The sequence below is a fragment of the Arthrobacter sp. E70 genome, from assembly GCF_058266945.1.
The window spans coordinates 36,250-48,972 of sequence record NZ_JBYQFR010000011.1 but is presented as its reverse complement, the minus strand read 5'-3'; the positions used below and the strand labels follow the sequence as shown (position 1 = coordinate 48,972).

Below are 12,723 nucleotides of genomic sequence, written 5' to 3'. Positions count from 1 at the left end.
AGAGATGAGCGCCGGGGACACCGCACCGATCTACTGGGACAGCCGGGACCTCACGCCTTTCGGGCAGGCACAGCTGCGCACGCCGGTCCACGACCTTGCCGGCGGGGTGGGCGGCCTGCTGAACGGAGTCCTGGGCGGACGCAACCCGGCGCTGCTGTCCATCGACGGCGAAGTGCCCCGGCTCAAGCGGCTCCTGCCCAAACCGGCCAAAGCCGTGCACGAGGCAGTCTTCACCAGCCGCGAACCCGAGCGGCTGATCACCCTGGCCCGCGCCTACCCCGGCTGGGCGGGCCTCTGCTACCTGATGGGAGGGCTGCTCGTCTACAAGCACGGTGGCTACCTGCGCGCCTCCGAACTCCTCCAGCGCGGGCTCACCACCAGAAACGACGAGGAAGCCAACCGCTACTCGTCCACCTACCTCACCAGGATCGTCACGCGGATCGAGCTGGCCGAGCGGATAGAAATCCCGGTCCTGTTCAGCGAGGAGTCGGTGTTCCTGGCACTGGCCCACTCGCTGCGCGAGACCGGGCGAACGGAAGCCGCGCTGGACGCACTGGCGGGCCTGCCGCCGTCGCTCCCCATGGCGCTGGCACGCTGCTCCCTTGCCCTTACCCTGGGCCGCAGCCGCACGGTGATCGACTGGACGGACGGCCTGCTGAACGCCGACGATCTCTCCGCCGCCCTGCTGCTGGTCCGCGCCCGCGCGCTGCGCAGGGAAGGCCGGCTGGATGCTGCGCACCAGGCCATCGCCGAGGTCCTGCGCCGCCGCAAGACGCACCTGGCGCTGCGGAACGACGCCCTGACGGACCGGGCGCTGCTGGTGCTCGAATCAAGCCGCCGGTCCCTGAATCCGCGCGGTTGGGGACGCCGCCGCGGCGACCCGGAACCGCAGCGCGAGCTGGAAGCGCCGGCGCCCATCCGCAAGGACGAGGAAATGCGCCGGATCTGGGAGCAGGACTGGAAGGAGCTCAGCGGCGACTAGGAGCGGGCCGCCAGGAATGGCACCAGCTGCTCGCCCAGTAGCACGGCGCCCAGCGCCACCATGATGATGCCGCTGGCTAACGTCACAGCCCGCGCAGCCCCGGGCCTGCTCTGCAGCAGGCTCCGGGAGAGAAGTGCCACCACGGTGTACACCAGGCCCGCCAGTGCCACGAACGTCATTCCCAGCAGGCCTGACTGCACCGGGACGGGCAACGCGGCGTCGGCGCTGACGAACTGGGGAATGAGGGCTACATAGAAGAGCAGGCCCTTCGGGTTGATGCCGCTGGTGCCCATGCCCTGCAGAAATGTCCGCAGCTGGGTGCCGTTCCCGGTGGCGGCGGCCGCACTGAAGCTGGCCCCGCGCCAGGACCGGAGCGTCCCAACCCCGAGCCACAACAGGTAGGCCGCACCAGCCAGCGTGATCCAGGCCAGGACTCCGGGCATGCCGGCAAGCACCGCGGCCAGCCCTGCCACCAGCAGGACGGTATGGAGGACATAGCCGCCGCAGAGCCCGGCCACGGCGGGGACGAAACTCCGCTGCCGGAGGCCCGCCGCAATGGTGTAGGCCCAGTCGACGCCAGGGGTGCAGGCAAGGGCTGCGGCCACCACCAGAAAGGCCAGGAACAGCTGCGGATTCATCGGGTTTCTCCTGTCGAAGGGCTCTCAGGAGCAACCATAGGGAGAATGCCGCCAAAAGTGCTGTCCTTTTTTCGCCCGCCCCACCGCCCAGGCAGTATGTTTATTGCGTGATTGACGCAATCGACAGGAATATTTTGCGGCACCTGCAGGAGGATGGCCGGATGACTGCCACCGCGCTTGCCGGGAAGGTGGGCCTGACCGTGGCGCCGTGCCACCGCCGCCTGCGCGACCTGGAACAGTCGGGCGTGATCCGGGGGTACAGGGCGGACGTCGATCCTGCCGCCGTCGGCCTGGGGTTCGAGGCGATTGTGTTTGTCACGCTCCGGCAGGTGGACCGGCCCACGATGGAGATCTTCGAGAACCGCGTTGCGGAGAACCCGAACATCGTGGAGGCGCAGCGGCTGTTCGGATCGCCGGACTACCTGTTGAAGGTCATTGCAGAGGACCTGCCGGCGTACCAGCGCTTCTACGACACGGAGCTGACATCCCTGCCCGGGGTGGAGCGCCTGACGTCAACCCTGGTGATGAAGAACCTGAAGTCCAACGCCGGCCCGCCGGTTTAGGTACAGCAGCCAGGCAGCGGCGGGCGGCTACGCCAGCGGGTGGACGTGCACGATAATGACCTGGGTGTCCTTGCTGCCGTCATACCGAAGGTCGTAATTCACCTCGAGGCCCGTGCTGGTGCCGGAGGTGATGGAAAAGTCGCTCCTGGTGCCAGGGTTGCCTTGGGCGCTGCTGATCCATTCCTCGGCCGATTCCCGGTCGATGCCGTACTTCGCCACGCCGTCCCTGATGAGGCCGACGTACTCCTCCAGTGAAGAGGCCGTGAGGAAGTAGGTCACCTCGCGGAAGTCCGGCCGCGACTGCGTGGTGTTGAAGCGGATCCGGTCCGTTTCGGCAGAGATCTCGCCGGACGGGCCGGCGATGGTCAGCGAAATCTTCCCCGTGTCCCGCGTGTTGATTTCGGGACCGAAGCTGTCGTCGGTCAACCTGACGGCCGCCTTCTGCAGCGTGCCGGACCGCATGTCCAGGCGCGCGGTCATGCTGTCCCGGATGGCGTCCACGCCGGCGGCATCGAGGGTGGAGAATTCTGAAGTTTTCACGGTGCTCCCTGCGGAAGGTGGGGTGGCTGACGGGCTGGCGGGTGGTGGGGCGGCAGGCGTGCAGCCCGCCAGGGCAAGGGCTGCAAGAAGGGCAAGGACTGCAGGCGGCAGGGTCACTGGTGGACCTCCGCGTCGAACCCGTCCAGGAAGCGGTCCATGATCTGCGGAATGTTGTTGGTGGGCCGGTACTGGTCCACCCGGCCGTCGAAGCCCGAGCCGATGATCTGTGCGGCGCGGTCCGGATCGGTGGCCAGCAGGTGCTGGTAGGCCGGAAGCGTGTCCTGCCGGATCAGCTCCCAGCGCTGGTCTGCATTGGCGATGTTGCCGTCGGGGAAGCCCGTGGTGAAGTCGGTGCGGAACTGGGCGGGGTTGTCCCATGAGGTGAAGGGGATGTTCTCCGGGCCGGGGCTTTCGACGCTGAAGCTGAACGGGAACACCTCCGGGTAGCTCTTCGCCCCGGGGATGGAGGGCTCGCCGGCGAGCGTCACCATGTAGGTAACGGCTTCACCGCCGGGATGGCTGCGCATGGTGTCGTAATCGTCCGCGATGATGTCGTTCTGCTCGCGGTACAGCAGCACGGTGTTTCCCTCCTGCACACGGGCGGGGTCGCCGGAGTCGATGTCAGCCCACGCCCGGGCGGTGTCCGGATCGATGGCGCCGGAGTCGCGGAGGCGATTGATCTCGTCGATGCCGCCGTTGAGGTAGGCCTGGTGCTGGCGTGCCTGGTCAAGGAAGATCTCCTTGTTCATGTCCAGCATGCTGGTTTCGTAGAAGCGGATCTCCTGGTCCGTCATGCCGGCGAGCTGCTCCAGCTGGTCCAGGACCGGCAGGGGTATGTCCGAGGCAGGGGCGTCCGTGATCTGTTGCGCCAGGTCGCGGAGCATGGCCATGTCCCGGAATCCACCCGCGAAGGACGGGCCGATCATGTTGGCCATGCCGGCCCACTGCAGGTCCGGATTGGCGAGATAGGCCTGGCCGTAGAAATCGTAGACGCTCCGGATGGTGTCCCAGTTGTATTCCGTGCCCTTGGCGGTGTCCCAGTCCGAAGGGTCGATTCCCATCTGCTGCATGGCCTGGTTGTTCCAGTACAAGCCAAGGAAATCCGCGTAGGCGGGCGACTTCTTTTCGATAAGCCCTGAGTCGGCGGCCGCATCCATGGCAGCCTTGGCGGCGTCGGGATGGGCCAGTGCCCACTGCTTGAACTCGTCGCTTTGCAGGTACTGGAGGCGTTCTGCCGGTGTCATTCCGGCCAGGGTGTCGGTGAGGTCCTGGGCCGTGCCGCCGGAGCCCGATCCTCCCGACCCACCTGGTCCTCCCGACCCGCCGGCGCCGCCCCCCGAACCTGGCGAGCTGGCCTTCTCCTGTTCGTCCGCGTTGGCCAACAGCGCCTTGGACGCCGATTCGAGCCCTGCCGTGGCCGACCTCAGCAGCCTGACGTGTGAAGAAGTCCACTCGCTGCGGAAGCGTTCGGCGTCGCGCCCTTTCCACAGCCCGGAACTGATGCTGCTGCTGAGCTGCTGGCCCAAGGCGTTCAGCCGGTTGGCGCTGCCGGTCAGCTCCTTGGCGAGCTGCCGGAGCTGCGCCACGTCCCCGCCGTAAAAGTTCCCCGCCATGTGTTTTCCCCCCGTTAGGATCTCCCGTGCCAGCCTAGCCGGGACCGCCGGCTTCGACGATGGGGAGAGCTATCCAGAACCGGCCCGGTCCGCGCCGTCGCTGAGCAGGCCGGTGGTGCGGTAGGGAATGACTTCGCGCAAAAACATGCTGGTGGACGTGCGCACGATGCCCGGGCACAGCCGGATCTCCTCGGACACCCGGTACAGGTCGTCCGGGCTGGTGGCCACCACGCGGATCAGCAGGTCGGTGTCCCCCGCCGGGGCATGGCATTCCAGGACTTCGGGGATCTCGCGCAGTGCGGCGATGGCCTCGTTGAGGTGGCTCTGGTCCAACTCTGCACTCACCGCTGCGGCCACGCCGCGTCCCAGCGCTGCCGGGACCACCCGGCTGCTGTTGGCCCGCAGGGCGCCCGACGACGCCATGCGCTCCAGGCGCGACTGCACGGTTCCGCGGGCCAGGCCCAGCTTCTGCGCCAGCACCATGATGGGCATGCGGGGATCGTCGTCCAGCGCTGCGAGGATGCGCTTGTCGGTCGGGTCGAGTACCTGCAAAATGATCAGTTCCTGTCGTCAACGGGCGCTCCAACCAGCCAGATTGACCAGTTGGACAGGGCTCGGTTGCACCAACTGTAGAAGTACTGCTCAAATATTGGCAACAAGGGATGCAGGCTACCGCCGGCTCCCGCAGGCTACAGGAGCCCCGGCACACCACCCGGTCCCTCGAACAGGCTTCCCGCAAGGATGCCGCCGCTGATTGACTCTTGTTCACGCATTGTCATTCCGCACCACACGGCAAGAGCCCCTGAGCTACCGACGTCGGCATTTTCCGGAGTCATCGGTAGCTGAGGGGCTCTTGTGTTGTTCCGCCTAAGGTGGATTCATGACCTCCGCCGGCCGCTTCGCCCCCAGCCCCTCGGGCGAACTGCACGTTGGGAACCTTCGCACCGCCATCCTCGCCTGGCTCTTCGCACGCTCCACGGGCCGGAAGTTCCTGCTGCGGGTGGAGGACCTGGACCGTGCACGCGCCGGGGCGGAGGCGGAGCAGCTTCGCGACCTGCAGGCAATTGGCGTGACTTGGGACGGTGAGGCTGTCCGCCAGACGGACCGCGGCCAGCTCTATGCAGCGGCTATCGCCCGGCTGGAAGAAGCCGGACTCACCTATGAATGCTTCTGCACGCGGCGGGAGATCCAGGAGGCGGCGTCGGCGCCTCACGCCCCGCAGGGCGCCTACCCCGGAACCTGCCGCGACCTCGAACCCGCCGAACTGGAATTCAAGCGCTCCACGAGGCCCGCCGCACTCCGCCTGCGCGCCCACGTTGCGGAATTCACCGTGCACGACGTCCTCCACGGTGGCTTCACGGGCGTGGTGGACGACTTCGTGCTGCGGCGCAACGACGGCGTGACCGCCTACAACCTCGCCGTGGTGGTGGATGATGCCGCGCAAGGCATAGACCAAGTGGTCCGCGGCGACGACCTGCTACCGTCCACGCCGCGCCAGGCCTACCTCGCGTCCCTCTTGAGTATTCCCGTTCCGGAATACGTTCACGTGCCCCTGGTGGTCAACCACGACGGCGTACGGCTGGCCAAGCGCGACGGCGCGGTGACGCTGGCCGACCTCGCGCGGACGGGGGTTCCGGCGGAGGAGGTTCGGGACCGGCTGCTCGCATCCCTGGGCCTGCCCCCCGGGAGCCTGGAGCACGCCCTGAAGGCGTTTGACCCTGCGAGCCTCCCGAGGGCGCCCTGGGTGTGGACACCGCCCGTGGTGATGCGGCCGGCACCGACCAGCACCTGATGCAGCCCGGTCAGGGGGACCTACTTGGCCGCCGGTTTCCGCCCGAACTGCGCCTTTCCCCCGAACTGTGCAACGAACTCCTCGGCGAACCGCCGCACCCCGTCCCACTCGGTGTAGATGTAGTCCCGGCCCGTGTCGGTATCGGTGCTGCCCTGGCTGCCGACGATCTTCTTCATCATCATGCGCTTGAGGAAACCGTACTGGGTGTACAGCAAGGCACCGCCGAACACCGCCACTTTCGACGGGTGCCAGCCTGTGGCGTCTTCGAATTCCGCCACATACTTCTCAGCCTCATCAGGGTCCGCGTGGGCTGAGAGGCTGACGGAAAACAGTGCGGCGGGAAGGTTCCCGAGCGCGGTCCTGTTCCGGCGCACGAAGTCGCCCACATATCCCTCGTGTTTCCCCGCGTGGATGGACGCACCGACGATGACCGCGTCATAGCCTTCGGGCAGATTATGCTCCGCGTGCTTGAGGTCCAGGGTCTCGGCCTCATGTCCGTGGGCGCGCAGGACGTCTGCGATGTAGTCGGAGATGCGGGCCGTCTGGCCCTCCGAGGTGCCATAGGGAATCAGGATTCTTGCCATGGGCACCACTCTGCTGCCCACCCGGCGGCCGGCAAAGGGGCGAAAGTCCCGCCACGCCCGGCGGCTACACCCGTCCCAAGGCGTCGATGTCTTCGAGGAAGTCCTGGTGGACCTGTTCGCTCACCGTGGTCCGGGTGTCCCCGATAGCATCCAGGTAATCCTGGGTGGAGGGCCCCTTCCGCACGGCCTCCCGAACGGAAACCTCACCTCCGGAGGCCAGCCCGCCGTCGTCGTACACTGCTTTCTCCAACGCCCGCTGGGAGGCGCTGCGGGCCGCGTACTCAATGTCCGCCGGGGAGAAGCCCTCCGTGCGTTCCACCAGCAGTTCCACATCCACGTCATCCACCACCGGTGCGGGAATGAAGCGCTGCCACATCGCCTCCCGCGCCTGCCGGTCGGGCAGTCCGATCGGGATCACGTAGTCGAACCGGCCATGGCGCAGGAACGCCGAATCCAGGGCACGGATGAAGTTCGTGGCGCACACGAGCAGCCGGCCCGGTTGCTCGCGGAACGCCGGGATGATCTTCAGCAGCTCGTTGGTGACCCCCTGCAGCGGCGACGGCGGGTCCCCCGCGCGCTGGGAGGCGATTTCCTCCACCTCGTCGATGAACACCACCGCGTGTTCCAGTTCGGCGATTTCCAGGAAGGTCTCGCGCAGCGCCCCGGCCAGGCCCTGCGGATCGGCCGCCAGCCGGGACGGGAACACCTCCACGAACGGCCACTCCAGGCGGGAGGCGATCGCTTTGGCAAAGGTGGTCTTGCCGGTGCCCGGGGGTCCGAAAAGGACGACGGCGCGCGGCGGCACCACGCCGAATTCGTCCGCGAGGTCCGCCTCGGCGAGGGGAAGCACCAGGCGCCGCTCCAGCAGTTCCTTTTCCCGGCGCATCCCGGCGACGTTCTCCCATAGGTCGCGGGCGAGGACCCTGCCCCCCAGCTGGCCCAGGGCGCCAAGCTCCTGGCGCTGCACGGGAATGGTGCGTTCGAAGTACCGCAGGTTCTTCTTCAAGGCGAAACCCCGGCCCAGGAATGCCTCCACCCGCGTCTCCGATTCCGGCATCAGGGCGGAGAGCTTGTTCAGCCCGTGCGGTGCCATGCGGTTTTCGACGGCGGCGAGCAGTGAGGTGCCGATCCCGCGGCCCCGGTACTCAGGGAGGGTGGCCAGGAAGACGATCCAGCCTTGGTCATGGGCAGCACGGCCGACGGCGGCGCCCACCACCTGCTCGCCCAGCACCGCTACCACCGCGTGGTCCTTTTCGCAGGACGCGAGCACCTCGGAGAGGGCATAGACCGGTTCCACATTGTTCGCCTTGAGGGTCTCCCACAGGTGCAGGATCCCGTCCAGGTCTGCCGGGTGGAAGTCCCTGATCCGCCAGTTGGTCATGCGTTTACTCCTGTTGGTTCCTCATTGAGCCGGCACAGCTTCTGTTGGTGAGCATATGCGAACCGCCGCCGGACATGGTTGCGGCGGCGTTGCATGACGCGCGTTCAAAGCCCCAGCGTGGCCATGGTGTTCCGCAGCGTGTCGGCGGAATGCTGCAGTGCCGCCTGTTCACCGGGGTCCATGGGTGTGTCCAGGACCCGGCGCACGCCCCCGCGGCCCACGATGCTGGGAAGGGACAGCGCCACGCCCGAAATCCCGTACTGCCCTGACAGAACCGTGGAGACGGGCAGGACAGCGTTGTCGTCGCGGAGGAGCGCCTCCACGATCCTGGCACCGGAGAGCCCGATCGCGTAGTTCGTGGCGCCCTTGCCGGCGATGACCTTGTACGCGGCCTGCGTGACATCCCGTGCAGCTTCGGCGAGGTAGCCGGGTGTGAAGATCCGTTCACCACCGTCCGTCCATTCGCGGATTGGGACGGGTCCGATCGTGGCGCCGGACCACAGCGGGAACTCGGTATCGCCGTGCTCGCCCACCATGCTGGCGTGGACGCTTGCCACGGACACGCCTGCGCGCCGGGCGAGCAGCCACCGCAGCCGGGAGGTGTCCAGGACCGTGCCCGAGGAGAAGATCCGTTCGGTGGGCAGCCCTGAAATGCGCTGCGCGGCCACGGTGAGGACGTCGCAGGGGTTGGTCACCAGGACATAGACGGCATTGGGTGCCTGCTCCAGCAGCTGTGGCATCAGCTGCTCCAGGATGCGGACATTGGTGCCGGCCAGGTCCAGGCGGCTCTGGCCGGGGTTTTGCTTGGCACCTGCCGTAATGACGACGACGTCGGCCCCCTCCGTTACAGCGATGTCCCCGCCGCCGGTGACCGAGGCGGAGGCTGCCGCGAACTGGCTGCCGTGGGCAAGATCGAGCGCCTCGGCCTCGGCCTTTGGCGCGTTGACGTCGAACAACGCGATATTGCTGGCCGAGCCGCGGATCAGGGCCGCGTACGCAAGGGATGTTCCGACGCTTCCCGCCCCTACCACCGCTAGCTTCGATCCTGACATGGTCTACCCCTTCCCGCGGAGGGTACCGCCGGCCGTTGAGTGTGTCTCCCCTGAAGAGTAGCGTGACCCACATCACTCAACCCCACTTAGGAGCCACCATGCCACATTTCGGACGCCGGCTCGCAGCTCTGACCGCCGCATTGACGGTGAGCGTGACCACCGGGGCCATCAGCCCGGCCTTTGCCGATGAACGGCAAACCGACAAGGATCCCACCGCCACCGGCTACGGCGGCGCCGTCAGCACCGTGGACCCGGAAGCTTCAGCGGCAGCCATCGACGTCCTGCGCAAGGGCGGGAACGCGGTGGACGCTGCCGTCGCCGCCGCAGCCACTTTGGGGGTGACCGAGCCGTACTCCGCCGGCATCGGCGGGGGCGGCTACTTCGTCTACTACGACGCAAAGTCCCGCAAGGTCAGCACCATCGACGGCCGGGAGACGGCGCCCGCGGGCATCTCGCACGATGCCTTCATCGATCCCGCCACGGGCAAGGCCTACAACTTCACGCCGGAGCTGGTGACGAGCGGCGTTTCGGTGGGGGTCCCGGGAACGCCTGCAACCTGGGAACGCGCCCTGGAGCGCTGGGGCAGCATCAGCCTCGGGGACGCGCTGAAACCCGCCATCAAGGTGGCCGACCGCGGCTTCGTGGTGGACGATACCTTCCGCAGCCAGACCAAGGACAATCAGGTCCGCTTCGAGGCGTTCACTTCCACCAAGGACCTCTATCTCCCGGGCGGACAGCTCCCGGAGGTGGGCTCGGTGTTCAAGAACCACGACCTGGCGGACACTTACCGCCTGCTGGCGCGTAAGGGCATGGACGCTTTCTACACAGGTCCGCTCGCCGAAGAGATCGCCAAGACTGTCCAGGCGCCCCCGAAGTCCCCGGACACCAAACTCCCCGTTCCGGTGGGTTCCATGACGGCGAAGGACCTTGCCAACTACAAGGCCCTGGACCAGAAGCCAACCCACGTGAACTACCGCGGCTATGACGTCTACGGCATGGCACCCTCCAGCAGCGGCGGCACCACTGTGGGTGAGTCGCTGAACATCCTGGACGTGTTCGACCTGCCGGACCTGAAGAAGGACAAGCCTGCCGTCCTTCACCACTACCTCGAGGCCAGCGCCCTGGCCTTCGCGGACAGGGCCGCGTATGTTGGCGACCCCGCCTTCGTGGATGTTCCCACCAAGGCCCTGACGGATCCCATCTTCGGCAAGGAGCGTGCCTGCGAGCTCGATCCCGCACACGCAGCGACGAAGCCCGTGGCGGCCGGTGACGTGAAGTCGTATGACGGCACCTGCCCGGTGGATCCCGCCGCGCTCCCGGACGAGAAGGACACGGAGAACATCTCCACCACCAACATGACTGTCTCCGACAAGTGGGGCAACGTGGTGGAATACACGCTGACCATCGAGCAGACGGGCGGCTCCGGCATTGTTGTTCCCGGCCGCGGGTTCCTGCTCAACAACGAGCTGACCGACTTCTCCACCGTCTACAGCGCGACCGACCCCAACCGGATCGAGCCCGGCAAGCGACCGCGTTCGTCCATGTCCCCCACGATCCTGCTGAAGGACGACAAGCCGTTCCTGGCCCTGGGTTCCCCGGGTGGCTCCACTATCATCACCACCGTCCTGCAGACGCTGGTGAACCGCATCGACCTGGGCATGAGCATCCCGGACGCCATCGCGGCACCCCGCGCAGCACAGCGGAACACCGCGAAGGTGACCGCCGAACCGGCCTTCATTGACAAGTACGGGGCCGCACTGACCTCGCGCTTCGGCCACGAGTTCACGCCTTCCGGCGATTCGTTCTCGTCCGCCTCGGAAATCGGAGCGGCCACCGCCATCGAATTCCTGAAGGACGGTCAGGTCCTGGCGGCCGCGGAACCGGTCAGGCGCGGCGGCGGATCGGCCATGGTGGTGAAACCGGCAAAGTGACCGGAGAAAACCGCCGTTAAACCCCGACGGCGGCACCTGGGCTGGTTTGTTCCAGAACCCGGGTGCCGCCGTCGGACGTTTAAGGCAGTTACTTCTTGAAGGTCTCGGCCGGCGCGTTGGCGACCACGGGTGACATTCCGGTGAAGCCTTCGCGGGTTTCGGCGATTTCGCGGATCCGGGTCCGGCAGGCGTACCAGCCGGCCACCATCAGGACCGACGCGATGGCCGTCACGAGCATGGTGAGCGGTGAATCGATGAAGACCATGACCAGCACGCCGACGAGGAAGAGCAGGGAGAGGTAGCCGGTGTAGGGGGCGCCGAACATGCGGAACGAGGGGCGCTCCACCCAGCCCTTGTCAGCCCAGCGCTTGAGCTGGATCTGGCACAGCACAATCGTGGCCCAGGTCATGATGATGCCGACGGAGGCGATGTTGAGGACGATTTCGAACGCCTCGGCCGGGACGAGGTAGTTCAGCGGGACGCCCAGCAGGGAGACGACGGCGGTGATGGCGATGCCGCCGTAGGGCACGCCTGCCTTGTTCATGCGGGAGGCGAACTTGGGGGCCGAGCCGTTGACGGACATGGAGCGCAGGATCCGGCCGGTGGAGTAGAGGCCGGCGTTCAGGGACGACAGGGCGGCGGTGAGGACCACGAGGTTCATGATGACGTCCACGCCTTGGACGCCGATGGAGCCGAAGAACGTCACGAAGGGGCTGACGCCCTTCTGGTAGGACGTGAACGGCAGCAGCAGGGCGAGCAGGATCACGGAGCCGACGTAGAACACGGCGATGCGGAAGACCACGGAGTTGATGGCCTTGGGCATGATCTTTTCGGGGTTTTCGGTTTCGCCCGCGGCGGTGCCCACCAGTTCGATGGAGGCGTAGGCGAACAGGACGCCCTGCATGAGGATGATCATCGGCAGCAGTCCGTTGGGGAAGATCCCGCCGTTATCGGACAGGAGGCTGATGCCCACCTGCTGGCCGTCCACGGGGGTGCCGAAGATGACGAAGTAGGTGCCGATGATGAGGAATGCGACCAGGGCAGCGACCTTGATCAGGGCGAACCAGAATTCCATCTCGCCGAAGACCTTCACGGAGACCAAGTTCAGGCACAGGACGACGACGAGGGCTGTCAGTGCCCAGACCCACTGCGGGACATCGGCCATCCAGGGGATGTAGTTGCCGAAGAAGTGCATGTAGAGGGCGGCCGCGGTGATGTCCACGATGGTGGTGGTGGCCCAGTTGATCCAGTAGAACCAGCCGGAGACGAACGCGGCTTTTTCGCCGAAGAATTCGCGGGCGTAGGAGACGAAGGAGCCCGAGGATGGCCGGTGCAGCACCAGTTCGCCCAGGGCGCGGAGGATCAGGAACGCGAAGAAACCGCACACCGCGTACGCGATGACCAGGGACGGGCCGGCTGCATTGAGCCGGCCGCCGGCGCCGAGGAACAGGCCGGTGCCGATCGCGCCGCCGATGGCGATCATCTGGATCTGCCGGGGCTTGAGGTTCTTGTGGTAGCCCTTGTCCTCGGCGTGCAGGGAGGTCTCGGACGCGTGCGCGTGACCACCGTCAATAACGTGGTCTGGAAGGGGAGTGTTTGTCATTGGGGGGTGTCCTTACAACGGTGGGCCCACGCCCGCCGGGTTCC

Annotated in this window: 12 protein-coding genes; 4 read left to right on the top strand and 8 right to left on the bottom strand. The window is 66.7% G+C overall.

Translation table 11 applies throughout. The annotated features are described in order from the left end of the window. Positions 1-4 precede the first annotated feature (4 nt). Complete coding sequence (locus AC3IMC_RS14750) at positions 5-982, top strand: hypothetical protein (RefSeq protein WP_490919295.1); 978 nt, start codon at positions 5-7, stop codon at positions 980-982. On the opposite strand, the gene AC3IMC_RS14745 is transcribed toward AC3IMC_RS14750, so the two are convergent. Beyond that, entirely contained in the window at positions 979-1,620 is a 642-nt protein-coding gene (locus AC3IMC_RS14745) for a LysE family translocator (RefSeq protein ID WP_490919294.1), read from the bottom strand. The two genes, AC3IMC_RS14750 and AC3IMC_RS14745, sit on opposite strands and share 4 nt — an antisense overlap. 107 nt (positions 1,621-1,727) lie before the next feature. Here AC3IMC_RS14745 and AC3IMC_RS14740 point away from each other — a divergent pair, with 107 nt between their 5' ends. After that, positions 1,728-2,183: an Lrp/AsnC family transcriptional regulator gene (locus tag AC3IMC_RS14740; RefSeq protein WP_490919293.1), complete on the top strand. Its 456-nt coding sequence runs from the start codon at positions 1,728-1,730 to the stop codon at positions 2,181-2,183. Between the two features lie 27 nt (positions 2,184-2,210). Here the strand turns inward: AC3IMC_RS14740 and AC3IMC_RS14735 are convergent, their stop codons facing one another. The 3 genes from AC3IMC_RS14735 to AC3IMC_RS14725 all read right to left on the bottom strand — a co-directional run bounded on the left by AC3IMC_RS14735 (position 2,211) and on the right by AC3IMC_RS14725 (position 4,888). Then, the gene (locus AC3IMC_RS14735; protein WP_490919292.1) at positions 2,211-2,840 is read right to left on the bottom strand and encodes a hypothetical protein; all 630 of its coding nucleotides are present in this window, start codon (positions 2,838-2,840) and stop codon (positions 2,211-2,213) included. Continuing rightward, on the bottom strand, positions 2,837-4,336 hold the full coding sequence (locus AC3IMC_RS14730; RefSeq protein ID WP_490919291.1) for a WXG100 family type VII secretion target: 1,500 nt from the start codon (positions 4,334-4,336) through the stop codon (positions 2,837-2,839). The genes AC3IMC_RS14735 and AC3IMC_RS14730 overlap by 4 nt, the downstream gene beginning before the upstream one ends. A gap of 69 nt (positions 4,337-4,405) precedes the next feature. Next, positions 4,406-4,888, bottom strand: a complete 483-nt coding sequence (locus AC3IMC_RS14725) for an Lrp/AsnC family transcriptional regulator (protein ID WP_490919290.1) — start codon at positions 4,886-4,888, stop codon at positions 4,406-4,408. A gap of 328 nt (positions 4,889-5,216) precedes the next feature. Here AC3IMC_RS14725 and gluQRS point away from each other — a divergent pair, with 328 nt between their 5' ends. Then, positions 5,217-6,128, top strand: coding sequence for a tRNA glutamyl-Q(34) synthetase GluQRS (gluQRS, locus tag AC3IMC_RS14720; protein WP_490919289.1), 912 nt, complete (start codon positions 5,217-5,219; stop codon positions 6,126-6,128). A 20-nt stretch (positions 6,129-6,148) separates the two neighbouring features. Here gluQRS and AC3IMC_RS14715 read toward each other — a convergent pair whose 3' ends face one another. The 3 genes from AC3IMC_RS14715 to AC3IMC_RS14705 form a co-directional block, all read right to left on the bottom strand. Further along, complete coding sequence (locus AC3IMC_RS14715) at positions 6,149-6,712, bottom strand: flavodoxin domain-containing protein (protein ID WP_490919288.1); 564 nt, start codon at positions 6,710-6,712, stop codon at positions 6,149-6,151. Positions 6,713-6,776: 64 nt separating this feature from the next. After that, entirely contained in the window at positions 6,777-8,093 is a 1,317-nt protein-coding gene (locus tag AC3IMC_RS14710) for an ATP-binding protein (protein WP_490919286.1), read from the bottom strand. 104 nt (positions 8,094-8,197) lie between these two features. Beyond that, complete coding sequence (locus tag AC3IMC_RS14705; protein WP_490919285.1) at positions 8,198-9,145, bottom strand: L-lactate dehydrogenase; 948 nt, start codon at positions 9,143-9,145, stop codon at positions 8,198-8,200. A gap of 98 nt (positions 9,146-9,243) precedes the next feature. Here AC3IMC_RS14705 and ggt point away from each other — a divergent pair, with 98 nt between their 5' ends. Continuing rightward, positions 9,244-11,076, top strand: a complete 1,833-nt coding sequence (ggt, locus tag AC3IMC_RS14700; RefSeq protein ID WP_490919284.1) for a gamma-glutamyltransferase — start codon at positions 9,244-9,246, stop codon at positions 11,074-11,076. A gap of 88 nt (positions 11,077-11,164) precedes the next feature. Here the strand turns inward: ggt and AC3IMC_RS14695 are convergent, their stop codons facing one another. Beyond that, a complete protein-coding gene (locus tag AC3IMC_RS14695) occupies positions 11,165-12,679 on the bottom strand; it encodes an amino acid permease (RefSeq protein ID WP_490919283.1) in 1,515 nt (504 codons plus the stop codon). Positions 12,680-12,723 lie beyond the last annotated feature (44 nt).

Coding starts and splice junctions, on each gene's coding strand:
- AC3IMC_RS14695 (WP_490919283.1), bottom strand. CDS start 12,679: ATGACAAACACTCCCCTTCCAGACCACGTTATTGACGGTGGTCACGCG.
- AC3IMC_RS14715 (WP_490919288.1), bottom strand. CDS start 6,712: ATGGCAAGAATCCTGATTCCCTATGGCACCTCGGAGGGCCAGACGGCC.
- AC3IMC_RS14745 (WP_490919294.1), bottom strand. CDS start 1,620: ATGAATCCGCAGCTGTTCCTGGCCTTTCTGGTGGTGGCCGCAGCCCTT.
- AC3IMC_RS14705 (WP_490919285.1), bottom strand. CDS start 9,145: ATGTCAGGATCGAAGCTAGCGGTGGTAGGGGCGGGAAGCGTCGGAACA.
- AC3IMC_RS14750 (WP_490919295.1), top strand. CDS start 5: ATGAGCGCCGGGGACACCGCACCGATCTACTGGGACAGCCGGGACCTC.
- gluQRS (WP_490919289.1), top strand. CDS start 5,217: ATGACCTCCGCCGGCCGCTTCGCCCCCAGCCCCTCGGGCGAACTGCAC.
- AC3IMC_RS14710 (WP_490919286.1), bottom strand. CDS start 8,093: ATGACCAACTGGCGGATCAGGGACTTCCACCCGGCAGACCTGGACGGG.
- AC3IMC_RS14730 (WP_490919291.1), bottom strand. CDS start 4,336: ATGGCGGGGAACTTTTACGGCGGGGACGTGGCGCAGCTCCGGCAGCTC.
- ggt (WP_490919284.1), top strand. CDS start 9,244: ATGCCACATTTCGGACGCCGGCTCGCAGCTCTGACCGCCGCATTGACG.